At 65.6% G+C, this 12262-nt stretch carries 10 protein-coding genes; 1 reads left to right on the forward strand and 9 read right to left on the reverse strand.

Going from position 1 to position 12262, the window contains the following annotated elements:
* Positions 1 to 187: 187 nt before the first annotated feature.
* The 8 genes from clpX to QZ609_RS18800 form a co-directional block, all read right to left on the reverse strand.
* Positions 188 to 1462, reverse strand: a complete 1275-nt coding sequence (gene clpX, locus QZ609_RS18765) for an ATP-dependent Clp protease ATP-binding subunit ClpX (RefSeq protein WP_295497951.1) — start codon at positions 1460 to 1462, stop codon at positions 188 to 190.
* A 168-nt stretch (positions 1463 to 1630) separates the two neighbouring features.
* Positions 1631 to 2284: an ATP-dependent Clp endopeptidase proteolytic subunit ClpP gene (clpP, locus tag QZ609_RS18770; RefSeq protein WP_295497953.1), complete on the reverse strand. Its 654-nt coding sequence runs from the start codon at positions 2282 to 2284 to the stop codon at positions 1631 to 1633.
* Between the two features lie 41 nt (positions 2285 to 2325).
* Positions 2326 to 3669 carry a trigger factor gene (gene tig, locus QZ609_RS18775; RefSeq protein ID WP_295497955.1) on the reverse strand — a complete coding sequence of 448 codons (1344 nt, stop codon included), beginning with the start codon at positions 3667 to 3669 and terminating at the stop codon, positions 2326 to 2328.
* A 231-nt stretch (positions 3670 to 3900) separates the two neighbouring features.
* Positions 3901 to 5907, reverse strand: a complete 2007-nt coding sequence (gene mnmC, locus QZ609_RS18780; protein WP_295497957.1) for a bifunctional tRNA (5-methylaminomethyl-2-thiouridine)(34)-methyltransferase MnmD/FAD-dependent 5-carboxymethylaminomethyl-2-thiouridine(34) oxidoreductase MnmC — start codon at positions 5905 to 5907, stop codon at positions 3901 to 3903.
* A gap of 85 nt (positions 5908 to 5992) precedes the next feature.
* A complete protein-coding gene (locus tag QZ609_RS18785; RefSeq protein ID WP_295497959.1) occupies positions 5993 to 6181 on the reverse strand; it encodes a hypothetical protein in 189 nt (62 codons plus the stop codon).
* 74 nt (positions 6182 to 6255) lie between these two features.
* Positions 6256 to 7650 (reverse strand): MFS transporter, encoded by a 1395-nt coding sequence (locus tag QZ609_RS18790; RefSeq protein WP_295497961.1) that lies wholly within the window; start codon positions 7648 to 7650, stop codon positions 6256 to 6258.
* A 75-nt stretch (positions 7651 to 7725) separates the two neighbouring features.
* Positions 7726 to 8916: a CaiB/BaiF CoA-transferase family protein gene (locus QZ609_RS18795; protein ID WP_295497963.1), complete on the reverse strand. Its 1191-nt coding sequence runs from the start codon at positions 8914 to 8916 to the stop codon at positions 7726 to 7728.
* Positions 8913 to 10691: an acyl-CoA dehydrogenase family protein gene (locus QZ609_RS18800; protein WP_295497965.1), complete on the reverse strand. Its 1779-nt coding sequence runs from the start codon at positions 10689 to 10691 to the stop codon at positions 8913 to 8915. The genes QZ609_RS18795 and QZ609_RS18800 overlap by 4 nt, the downstream gene beginning before the upstream one ends.
* Before the next feature lie 116 nt (positions 10692 to 10807).
* Between QZ609_RS18800 and QZ609_RS18805 the strand changes: the two genes are divergently transcribed.
* Positions 10808 to 11707: a LysR family transcriptional regulator gene (locus QZ609_RS18805; protein WP_295497967.1), complete on the forward strand. Its 900-nt coding sequence runs from the start codon at positions 10808 to 10810 to the stop codon at positions 11705 to 11707.
* A 154-nt stretch (positions 11708 to 11861) separates the two neighbouring features.
* Here the strand turns inward: QZ609_RS18805 and QZ609_RS18810 are convergent.
* Positions 11862 to 12262: aconitase family protein (locus tag QZ609_RS18810; protein WP_295497968.1), on the reverse strand; the 401-nt coding region annotated here is incomplete at its 5' end.

Raw genomic sequence — 12262 nt, forward strand, 5'->3', positions numbered from 1 at the left:
AAGTTGGGTTCCGGACATTATTTTCCCCAGAAAGTCATGTAAGGGCTAAATTGGGTGCGACAACGGTTTTACAAGACCGCCGCAGCAAGTCGCATGCCGACCCGGTTTCCCGAAGCAAAAAAGCCGCTCGCGTGCGAACGGCTTCCTGCATGGGATGCATACGGCGCATCCCGGCCGGACATTCGCGTCAGTTGGAACCTGCAACCTTGGGTTGCTCTTCGTACATCAACAAAGGCTTGCCGTCGTCGGCGATCGTGCTTTCGTCGATCACCACCTTCTGCACGCCCTTGTGGTTGGGGAGGTCGTACATCACATCCATCAAAGCGTGCTCGACGATGGAACGCAGACCACGCGCACCCGTCTTGCGCTTGATCGCCTTGCGGGCGATTGCCGTCAGCGCGCTCGGACGAATTTCCAGCTCCACCCCTTCCATGGCCAGCAGTTTTTGATACTGCTTGACGATTGCATTCTTCGGCTCGACCAGGATCTCCATCAGGGCGGCCTCGTCGAGCTTGGCCAGCGTCGCCACCACGGGCAGACGGCCGATCAGCTCGGGAATCAGGCCGAACTTGATCAGGTCTTCCGGCTCCACCTGGGGCAGCACCTCGTTGACGTCCCGCTCTTCCTTGCTCTGCACTTCCGCACCGAAACCGATGCCGGACTTGTCGGAGCGCTGCATGATGATCTTCTCGAGACCATCGAACGCGCCGCCGCAGATGAACAGGATGTTGGTGGTGTCGACCTGCAGGAAGTCCTGGTTCGGATGCTTGCGGCCACCTTGCGGCGGCACCGACGCCATCGTCCCTTCGACCAGCTTGAGCAGCGCCTGCTGCACGCCTTCCCCCGAAACGTCCCGGGTGATGGAAGGGTTGTCAGACTTGCGCGAAATCTTGTCGATCTCGTCGATGTAGACGATGCCGCGCTGGGCCTTGTCCACTTCGTAATTGCAGTTCTGCAGCAGCTTCTGGATGATGTTCTCGACGTCTTCGCCCACGTAACCGGCTTCGGTCAGCGTAGTGGCGTCGGCGATGACGAACGGCACGTTCAGCAGGCGTGCCAGCGTTTGCGCAAGCAGGGTCTTGCCCGAGCCGGTCGGCCCGATGAGCAGGATGTTGCTCTTGGACAGCTCGACATCGTCCTTCTTGCCGAGGTGCTTCAAACGCTTGTAGTGGTTGTAGACCGCGACGGCCAGGATCTTCTTGGCCTGCTCCTGGCCAATCACGTATTGATCCAGGCTCTGGCGGATTTCGTGCGGGGTGGGCAGGTCAGATTTGACTGCCAGGCCGCCTTCCTTCTCGGAGATGGCAGCTTCGTCCCGGATGATTTCATTGCACAGGTCGATACATTCATCGCAGATGAAGACCGAGGGACCGGCAATCAGTTTCTTGACCTCGTGTTGGCTCTTGCCGCAGAACGAGCAGTACAGCAGCTTTTCGCCAGTGGAGCCTTTCTTGTCCGCCATAACGATAACCAGTAGTTCCTGGCAGCATCATACGCCAAATTATCTGGCGTCGACCCGCAGGTGTTGTGCTAAGCAAAAACGAGGCGCGAAGCCTCGTTTTTGACACCGCTTGACACATTCGGTGCGGCTAGACCGGTGTGCCTCCAGGCGCACCGGCTGCCGCGCCCTTCAGGCGCCGCGCCGGACGAGCACCTTGTCGATCAGGCCGTATTCCTTGGCCTGGTCGCCGCTCATGAAGTTGTCGCGGTCCGTGTCACGCGCGATCTTGTCGACGGGCTGGCCCGTCACTTCCGACAGGATCGTGTTCAGACGCTCACGCAGGTAGAGGATCTCGCGTGCCTGGATTTCGATATCCGAAGCCTGACCACGTGCGCCACCCAGCGGCTGGTGGATCATGATGCGCGAGTTCGGCAACGCATAGCGCTTGCCCTTCGCACCAGCAGCCAACAGGAACGCGCCCATGCTGGCGGCCATGCCCATGCACAGCGTGGAGACGTCCGGCTTCACGAACTGCATCGTGTCATACATCGCCAGGCCCGCCGACACCGAACCACCCGGCGAGTTGATGTACAGCGAGATCTCCTTGTCGGGGTTCTCGCTTTCCAGGAACAGCAGCTGGGCCACTACGAGATTGGCAGTCTGGTCGTTGACCTCGCCCACCATGAAGATCACCCGCTCCTTCAGGAGGCGCGAGTAGATGTCATAGGCGCGTTCGCCGCGGCCCGACTGCTCGACCACCATCGGCACCAGACCGAGCCCCTGCGTCTCAAGCGCAGAAGCCTGGGTACGGGCGAGCTGGTCGATCAGTTCATTGCGGATCATGCGGTTCTCCGATGCTAACTTCGCAAACTCAGTCGGTCGAATCAGCCTTGCGCCGGGGTGGCGGTCAGCTCTTCGAACGACACGGCCTTGTCAGAGACCTTGGCCTTGTCGCAAACAAAATTTACCACGTTGTTTTCGAGCACGTAGGCTTCCATCTCGGCCAGGCGCTGTTGGTCGCCGTAGTACCAGCGGATGACTTCCTTCGGATCTTCGTAGCTCTTGGCGAACTCTTCGATCTCGGCCTTGATCTGCTCCGGCTTGGCTTCCAGGCTGTGCGCCTTCACCACTTCAGCCAGCACCAGGCCCAGCTTGACGCGACGCTCGGCTTGCTGCGTGAACATCTCGGCCGGGATCGGCATGTTCTTGGCGTTGGGCATGCCGCGCGATTCGAGGTCACGGCGGGCCATTTCGACCAGGCGCTCCTGGTCTTGCTCGATCAGCGACTTCGGCACGTCCAGCTCGGCCACCTTCAGCAGCGCGTCCATGACCTGGTCCTTGAGCAGCGCGTGGGTGCGGCGCTTGACTTCACGCTCGAGGTTTTCGCGGATGTCGGCGCGCATCTTGTCGAGGTTGCCGTCGGCGATGCCCAGCGATTGCGCGAAGGCTTCGTTGACTTCCGGCAGGTGCGCCCACTCGACTTGCTTGAGCGTGACGGTGAATTCAGCCGTCTTACCGGCGACGTCCTTGCCGTGGTAGTCGGCCGGGAAGGCCAGCGGGAACACCTTCGACTCGCCCTGCTTCAGGCCCAGCGTGGCTTGCTCGAACTCCGGCAGCATGCGGCCTTCGCCCAGCACGAAGCCGAAGCCCTCGGCCTTGCCGCCGGCGAATTCCACGCCGTCGATCGTGCCGACGAAGTCGACCGTCACGCGGTCGCCATTTTGTGCGACGGCCGCGCCACCATCACCGTGCTCGCCGGCTTCGCCGCGCGGGTGGTAGTGCACGCGCTGCTTGCGCAGGATGTCGAGGGTCTTGTCGATTTCAGCGTCGGTGATCTCGGTCTTGGTGCGGGTCAGCTCCGCACCGGCCAGGTCACCCAGCTTGACTTCCGGATACACCTCGAAGGTGGCGTCGAATGCGAACTGGTCATCGGCCACGCCTTCGGTCTTCAGCTCGAAGCGCGGTTGGCCGGCAACCTTCACGCCCTGCTCGTTGGTGATGTCGAAGAACTGGCGGGCGGCCTTGTCGAAGCGCACTTCCATCTCGACCTGCTGGCCGTATTGCTTCTCGACCATCTTCATCGGCACCTTGCCCGGGCGGAAGCCGGACATCTTCACCGTCTTCGACAGACGCGCCAGACGAGTTTGCGTTTCTTGTGCCACTTCGGCCTTCGGGACGGCCAGGGTCACCTTGCGATCGAGTTTGCCGAGGTTTTCGATAGTCGACATGGTCGTAATTCCAGATTCAGAAGATGGTTGCGTCGTACGGCGCAGCGCCAGCAGCAGCCGTGGTTGAGTTCTTGGTCTTGCCGGGCTTGCAGGAATGCGTCGCGAGGGCCGCATTGGCGGCGCAACCGGCGCGTTCGGGCTGGCAAACGCAAAACGCATATTATGGCATGGAACGCTCGCCAGCCCTGCTTTTTTGGGTCGGAACGCTTGAGAAACGGCCCTGGCGACGCTTTAGCCGAGCGCTTCCAGATCGGCGGTTTCATGGCCCGTGACGCCCTGCCCGTGCCGCAAGGCACGCAACAGGAAACGGCCTGGATCAAGTGCCGCCGCAAGGTCGGTCTCCAACGGCAACGGACCGCCGTCGATCTGCGTGGCGAGCAGTTCCGCGCCCAGCACCGACCATGTGAGGCCGCGCGAGCCATACGCAAGTGCGGCGTACAGCCCAGGCAGACGCGGAAGCGTCGCGTGCGGTCCGCGCAGGCGGAATCCGTGCGCCGTGACCGCCGCTTCGTCCGGCACCGCGCCGATCAATGGCAGGCGGTTGCCTGACACGCAGCGCACGCCCACGTAGCCGTGCAGGTGCGCCGGATCCAGACGCGCCAGCGCGGCTGCATGCTGCGGCTGCAACCCGGCCAGCCGGCGCAGGTTGGCGGCGTGATCGGCCGGACGCTCGGCGAGGTCGGCCTCGCCCGGTTGGAAGGACGAGCCGATCCGCACGGTGCCTGCGCCGGGTTCGACCGGCAACAAGTAGCCATCACCACAGACCACCGCCTTGGGCCACGGGCCGCCGTCCTCCAGCGCGGCGACGGGCACATCGGTCAACTGACCGCGCACCGGCTTGAGTGCAGCGGAAGACAGCGGCGCCAGGCGCGCCGCATCCAAGCTGTTGGCGAGCACGACAACCGGCGCGCTGGCGATCACGCTGCCGTGCGCGTCATACGCCTGCCAGCCGGCGCCGCCTTGGCGTAACGATTCGACGCGCGTATTCCACCGCGCTTCGACCGCCCTGCCCGCCGCCGCGAGCGTCGCGCGACAGACATCCGGCGGCGCGACCCAGCCCGCCTGCGCAAACCACCAGCCGCCCTGCGGCACCCTGGCGCCGACACGATCGGCGGCCTGCGCAGTATCCAGCCAGTCGATGTAGTCAGCCGGAAAGCCGAGCGCCTGCACGATACGCAGCTGCTCGGCGGCGTCTTCTGCATGTTCGGCGAGTTGCAGCACGCCGGTTGGCTGGAACCCGGTGGCAAAGCCCGCGCGGTCGAGCGCATCCCAATGGCGGCGCGCCAGCAGGTTGCCGGCGCGGGACAGGCGCGACAGCACGCTGTCATCGATGGACACGTGCGGATGCATGGCGGCAGCCCGATGCGCCGAAGTACCGCGCGCCGGCGCATCCTGCGCATCGATGAGCGTGATGCGCCAGCCGCGCGCTGCAAGCCGCTCCGCGACAGAGCACCCAGCCAGGCCCGCGCCCAGCACGATGGCGTGGCGCTCCGTCCAGGCAGGCGCCTCGCCCGGACCGCGCCGCGTGCGCCAATGCGTCGGGAACGTGGCGACGGTCATGCCCTGGTTGGTACCAAGGCCGGTGGCTTGGCGTGTTTCAAAGCCCGCCTCCTGCAAGCCGCATCGCACGAAGCTCGCTGCCGTGCAGGTCGCCAGCGTAGCGCCGGCCCGTGCAACACGCGCGAGTTGCTTGAACGCGCGCGGCGGCCACAGGTCCGGATTCCTGGCCGGGGAGAAGCCGTCGAGATAAAACGCGTCCGCCGCACACGACAATTGCGGCAGCATCTCCATCACGTCGCCAAAACACAGCGTGAGCGTGATGCGCCCCTGCTCGAATTCAAGACGATGCACGCCGGGCACCGGCACTGGCCAGGCCTCGCGCAGCAGTGCCGCCAGCGGCGCGAGCGGGCCCTGCGTCGGATGCACAACGGCGAGCCCGGCCCGGTCGAACGGATGCGTTTCGATGGAGACGAAATCGAGCCGGCCGCAGCGCTGCGGATCATCGCGCCAAGCCGCCCATGTCGCCAGGAAATTCAAACCTTGGCCAAAGCCGGTCTCGACGATGGCAAACGCGCCCTCGCCTTGCCATGCGCCAGGCAGGCCGTTGCCACCCAGGAAGACGTGGCGCGCCTGCGCCAAGCCCCCTTCGGTGCTGTGGTTGACGTCGTCGTACTGGGTGGAGAAAGACGTGCCGTCCGGTGTGAGGGATGGCGTGGCGAGGACAAGGCCGCGTGGCATGGAGAACCCGACTGATGAGCGCCGGATTGTACCGCCGCCCCTCGCCCATGCCTTGACCGCGCGCAGAGATCTCGCACCAGCGGCGTCAGTCTCCGTGGGCGTGGTGCCAGCGGGCCAGCAAGGCCAGCGCGAGCCCGGCAATCGACAGGCCGAGCGCCCAGCCGATCATGTGGTCGGTGCGCTGCGCCAGGGCGGCACTGTCGCGCGCGTCGATGGCCTGGCGCACCGCTTCCCAGAACTCCGCCCGATGCTCGTTCTCGTCGAAGATCGTCATGGCGCACTCCCCGTTTTTTTGGCTGCAACTCCATCGTAGGGAATCGCCGCCAACGGCGCCACTACACGTTCCGCCTAGGCGGCGGCGGTCTTGCCGATCGGTTGCGGCTCGCCCGCTGGTGCGTCACCCCGGGTCTGCCCAAGATCGGCCGCATCGGCCTGTTCCGCTGAAGACAGCTCATCCGCGCGGTAACCGGTGCGGTTCAGCAGCACCAGCGTGCAGGCCAGCGACAGCACCGCATACAGCGCCGACGAAACTGCCACGCCAACAATGCTGCCAGTCGCGTTGAGCACCCATTGCGCGAAGACCGGCGTACCGCCACCCACCACCAGCGAGCACAGCTGGTACGCCAGCGACAGCCCGGTGTACCGGATGCGCGTCGGGAACACCCGCGCCAGGATGCCGCCGATGGCGCCGTAGAACATCGAGTGCGGGATCGTGGCCAGGCACATGCCAAGCAGCGCGATCCAGACCACCTTGGTCTGGATGGCGAAGAACATCACCGGCATCAGCAGGAACTCGGGCAGGATCATCAGCCAGATGGCGCGGCGCATGTCCATGCGCGAGACCATCACCGCGCCCAGCGGCTGCGTGAGGAACTGCACCACCAGCGCGATGGCGATGATGCCGAGGAAGGTGCCCTGCGAATAGCCGAGTTCCTTGGTGGCCCACGACAGCGCGAAGTTGCTCTTCAGGTAGGTCACGTGGATGAGCGGCAGCGTGCCGGCGCCCAGCAGCACCAGCCCCCAGTGATCGCGCAGCACGTCCTTGAGCGGCAGCTTGACGGTCTTCTTCTGCGCCAGCACGCGCTTCATGTCGTCGGACTCTTCCAGCTTCAGGCGCATCACCAGGCCCACCGCCACCAGCACCGCCGACAGCAGGAACGGAATGCGCCAGCCCCACAGCATGAAGCTCGGTGTGGGCAGCACGCTCAGGAAGAAGAACACGACGGTGGCCAGCAGGTTGCCCGTGGGCGAGCCCTGCTGTGCGAAGGCCGAATAGAGAATGCTCTTGCGCTTGGGCACGCTCTCGCTGGCGATCAGCACCGCGCCGCCCCACTCCCCACCCACGGCGATGCCCTGGAGGATGCGCAGCGCCACCAGGAGGGCCGGCGCCCACGCGCCGATAGCGGCGTAATCCGGCAGCAAGCCGATGCCCATGGTGGCCAGACCCATCATGACGAGGGTGATGATGAGCGTGGTCTTGCGGCCGATCTTGTCGCCCAGGTGGCCGAAGATGATGCCGCCCACCGGACGCGCCGCAAAGCCGGCCCACAGCGTCAGGAACGACAGCAGCGTGGCGACGCCCGGGTCCAGCGTGCGCGGGAAGAACGCCTTGCCGAAAACGAGCGCGGCGGCCAGGCCGTAGATGTAGAAGTCGTACCACTCGATGGTGGTGCCGATAAAGGCAGCTGCCGCGGCACGGCGCGGCTGGCGGCTCGAGTGTTGGGCCTCGGGCTGGTGTTGCATGGTGGTCTCCTGGTGGAACTGCGTGGCGCGGCCTCTTTGGGCCGTCCGCCGGATGGGTGCCGATTCGGTTGCGGATTAGCCTTTCAAAACGCCGGCCTCGAACAGGCGCTGGCGGGTGTCCGGATCAATGCCGAGCGACGCGAGCACGGCATCCGTATCCACACCGAGTGCCGGCGGCGGCGTGCGGTACGTGGCCGGCGTGCGCGACAGCTTGATCGGCGAGCCCGTGCCACGGTAGTCGCCAAGCTCGACCACCATCCGCCGATGCAGCGTATGCGGATGGCTCGCAACCATGTCGACCGACAGCACCGGCCCGCACGGCACGCCGGCGTGGATCAGGTCCCGCGCGAGCGGCTCGCATTCGAACTGGGCGAGCCGCGCTTCCAGCGCCTGCTTGAGCTGCGGGCGATGCGCGCAGCGGCTGCGGTTACCGGCAAAGCGCGGATCGCCAGGCAGCTCCGGCGCACCGATGTGCGCGCACAGCTTGGCGAACTGGCGGTCGTTGCCCACTGCCAGGAAGATCGGCGCGGTGCCGGTCTGGTAGCTGTCGTACGGCGCGATGTTCGGGTGCGCATTGCCGCTGCGTTGCGGCACCTTGCCCGAGCCAAAGTAGTTGGGCAGGTGCGGATGCAGCAGCGACACACCGCAGTCGTACAGCGCGATGTCGAGCGACTGACCGCGCCCGCTCTTCTCACGCTCGGCCAACGCCAGCAGGATGCCAGCCAACGCGTTCAGGCCCGTCACCATGTCGACGATGGGCAGGCCGACGCGCATGGGGCCGCCGTCGCGCTCGCCGTTGACGCTCATCAGGCCGGCCATGGCCTGGATGGCGGCGTCGTAGCCGGGCAAGCCGCCCAGCGGGCCGTCCGGGCCGAAGCCGGACACGGCGCAGTGGATCAGGCGCGGAAAGCGCGGCTGTAGATCACGCTCGAAATCCATACCCCAGCGCGCCAGCGTGCCGGGCTTGAAGTTCTCGACCAGTACGTCGGCATCTTCGAGCAACTGCCACAGGATGGCGCGCCCATCCTCGCACGACAGGTCAACCGAGATGCCGAGCTTGTTGCGATTGACGCCGTTGAAGTACCAGGCGGTGTCGCTCTCGTCGAACGGCGGGCCCCAGGTACGGGTCTCGTCGCCGACGGGCGGCTCCAGCTTGATGACCTGCGCGCCATGGTCAGCCAGCGCCTGCGTGCAGTACGGGCCACCGAGCACGCGGCTCAGGTCGATGACCTTGAGCCCGTGCAATGCGCCATTCACGGCGCTCATTGTGCGGCTCCTGCCGGCAACACCTGCAGCGCCTGCGCCAGTGGCACCTCGCGCCCCTTGATCAGCGCCTCGAACACGGGCGCGTCTTCCTGCGCCGAGTCCAGCGCCAGCGGATCGACCGGCAGCAGCTTGTGGCGCAGTACCAGATGCGCGAGCGCCAGGCGGCGGTATTCCGGCGCGAGGTGCATCGCCTCGGACGCCATGAAGATGGCCGTGGCGATGTGGTACAGCGCGGAGCCGGCCTGGCGCACCTGCTGGTCGTCGCCGTCTTCGGCCACACGTGCCATGACCGTGCCCGTGCGTTCGAGCGTAGCGCGCAACACCGTATCGCTCTGCGCCGGGAGCTTGGCCGCGTTGAGCAGGCTCTCCAGATAGCCGAGCAGCGGTTCGAGCGCGGCCTCGCGCTTCACTGCGCGGGCGATGTCCAGCGCGACGATATTGCTGGTGCCCTCCCAGATCGAGCCCAGATGCGCGTCGCGCACCAGGCGCGCATCGCTCCATTCTTCGATGTAGCCGGTACCGCCGCGCACTTCCATCGCATCGCCGGTGACGCGGCGGGCGTCGCGGCAGGCGCGGAACTTGATCAGTGGCGTCAGGATGCGCACGCACTTGGCGGCCAGGGCGTCGCCGGCATCGGCGCGCGGTAGCAGCAGCGCGATCTGCATGAACATCGAGCGTGCCTGCTCGGTCGGCAGCAGCATCTTCAGGAGCTGGCGCTGCATCAGCGGCATGTCGATCAGCTTGCGGCCGAAGGCCTCGCGGTTGCGCGCGATGTGCAGCGCTTCGGTCGTCGCGCGGCGCATCAGGCCGGCGGCGCGCACGCCGTTCGACAGGCGCGACATGTTGATCATGTCGGCCATCTGGTGGAAGCCCCGGCCGACCTCGCCGATCAGGTAGGCGGTGGCGCCTTCGAGCACGATCTCGCCGCTGGCCATGGAGCGACTGCCGAGCTTGTCCTTCAGGCGGATGATGCGGTAGCTGTTGCGCGAGCCGTCGCGCAGGGTCTTGGGCAGCAGGAACAGCGCCAGGCCGTTGATGCCGGACGGCGCGCCATCAGGGCGGGCCAAGACCATTGCCAGATCGGCATCGGCGTTGGAGCAGAACCATTTGTCGCCGTACAGACGCCAGGTCTCGGTGCCGTCGGGCGCGGTCTCCAGCGCGGCACGCGTGGCGATGCGGGCGACATCGGAGCCGGCGGCCTGCTCGGTCATGAACATCGCGCCCTGGAACAGCACGTCGAAATCGCGCGAGGCCAGCATCGGCAGGTAGCGCGCCACCAGTGACGGATCGCCGAACTTGCGCAGCGTGCGCGTGAGCGAATCCGTCATGCTGACCGGGCAGCACAGGCCGAACTCGGCCTGCACGAACAGGTACGTGAGCGCGTATTTGACCAGCGGCGGCGGCGCGTTGCCGACGTGGCTCATCGAGGCGAGGCCGAGTTCTGCATAGGCCACGCGTTCGAGCGCGACGTAATCCGGGTGCTTGTCGATGCTCTGCAGTGGCTCGCCGCGACGGGTGCGGTGGCGCAGTTCCGGGGGGTTGTGGTCGGCGCTGGTCGCCCAGGCGTCGAGCTCGTCGGACGCGCGCTGGCCCAGCGTCTTGAGCTGCGGCTCCAGTGCCTGGTACACCGCGTCACCCAGGTACAGCCGCAGCAGGCGGGCCAGATCCGGGTCGACGGCAAAGAAGTTGATGCCCCGGCTGTCGGGAATGTTCAGATGGCCGCTGGGATGCCCAGCGAATTGGCCAGTGACTGGCTCGTGGACGATATCGTTCATGCGCGCGTGTCTCGCTTGTCTCCTTGGTCCGGCCAGCATAGGAACGCCTTCGATAATCGTCCAATACAGGTTTTGTCCTGTACGATAAGAAACGTTTATCGTTCTGCGAGGCCGCCATGGACTTGAAGCAGTTGCGCTATTTCGTTGCCGTGGCGGAGGAGCTGCACTTCGGGCGCGCGGCGCAGCGGCTATTCATCTCGCAGCCGGCGCTGAGCTTCGACATCCGCAAGTTCGAGGAACGGCTTGGCGTGCAACTGCTGGCGCGCACCAACAAGATGGTGGCGCTCACCAATGCCGGGCAGGTGCTGCTGGACGAGGCGCGCAAGCTGTTGCAGCAGGCCGCCGAAGTGGAGCGAATGACGCAGCGTTCAGCCCACGGCCTGGCCGGGCGGCTGCGCATCGGCTTCGTCAACTCGATGCTGTATCGCGGCCTGCCGCGCGCGGTGGAACGCTTCGAGGCCGATCACCCGGCGGTGGAGATCATCCTGCGTGAGATGAACACCAGCGAGCAGGTCCACGCCATCGCTCGCATGCAGATCGACCTGGGCTGTGCGTACTGGGGCAACTTCCCCGCCGAGGTCGTCTCCGCGCCGATCTTCTCCGAGCCCTTCGTCTGCTGCCTGCCGGCGGGCCACGCCCTCGCCCACCGCAAGCGCATCGACCTGGCGGCGCTGGCACAGGAGCCGTTCATCCTGTTCCCGCGCACGGTGTCGCCGCACTATCACGACCTGATCACCGCGCTGTGTGTGGATGCCGGCTTCAGCCCAGTGATCCGCCACGAGGCGCGGCTATGGCAGACGGTGGTGACGATGGTGGGGTTCGGTATGGGTGTGGCGCTGGTGCCGAAGACGATGCAGCACGCGGGGGATGCGCGCGTCAGCTTTGTACCGCTGGCGGGTAGTGGGAAGAAGGAATCGCCGGTGTTGTCGCTGCGACGTGTAGGGGATGCGGAGCCGATGACGACGCGATTTCTGGAGGTTTTGCAGGAGGCGGTGCGGGAGAGTGCGTCGGAATGACGGCTGCCAAGACCTCATACCAACGGCTCCTACCCCTATCCGGGAAAGGCGTCGTGGATGTCATCGAAAAAGAAAAAGCGCCGCGGGCATTCAGCCTGCGGCGCCTATTCATGCCACTACGAGGGAAACAACCCGCCGTAGCCCGACAACACGTTTACATCTTCACGGTGTCGGCGACTTCCTTGAAGTCCTGGATCTGGTCGAAGTTCATGTACTTGTAGATCTTGTCGCCGTTCGCGCTGAGCACGCCCATGTCGGCCATGTACTCGTCCTTGCTCGGGATCTTGCCCAGACGCGAGCAGATCGCCGCCAGCTCCGCCGAGCCGAGGTACACGTTCGTGTTCTTGCCCAGGCGGTTCGGGAAGTTGCGGGTCGACGTCGACATGACCGTCGCGCCTTCGCGCACCTGTGCCTGGTTGCCCATGCACAGCGAGCAGCCCGGCATTTCGGTGCGGGCACCCGCCGTGCCGAAGACGCCGTAATGGCCTTCCTCGGTCAGTTGCTTCTGGTCCATCTTGGTCGGCGGGGCCACCCACAGCTTGACCGGAATGTCGC

The sequence above is a fragment of the uncultured Ralstonia sp. genome (assembly GCA_913056305.1).
Classification (GTDB): domain Bacteria; phylum Pseudomonadota; class Gammaproteobacteria; order Burkholderiales; family Burkholderiaceae; genus Ralstonia.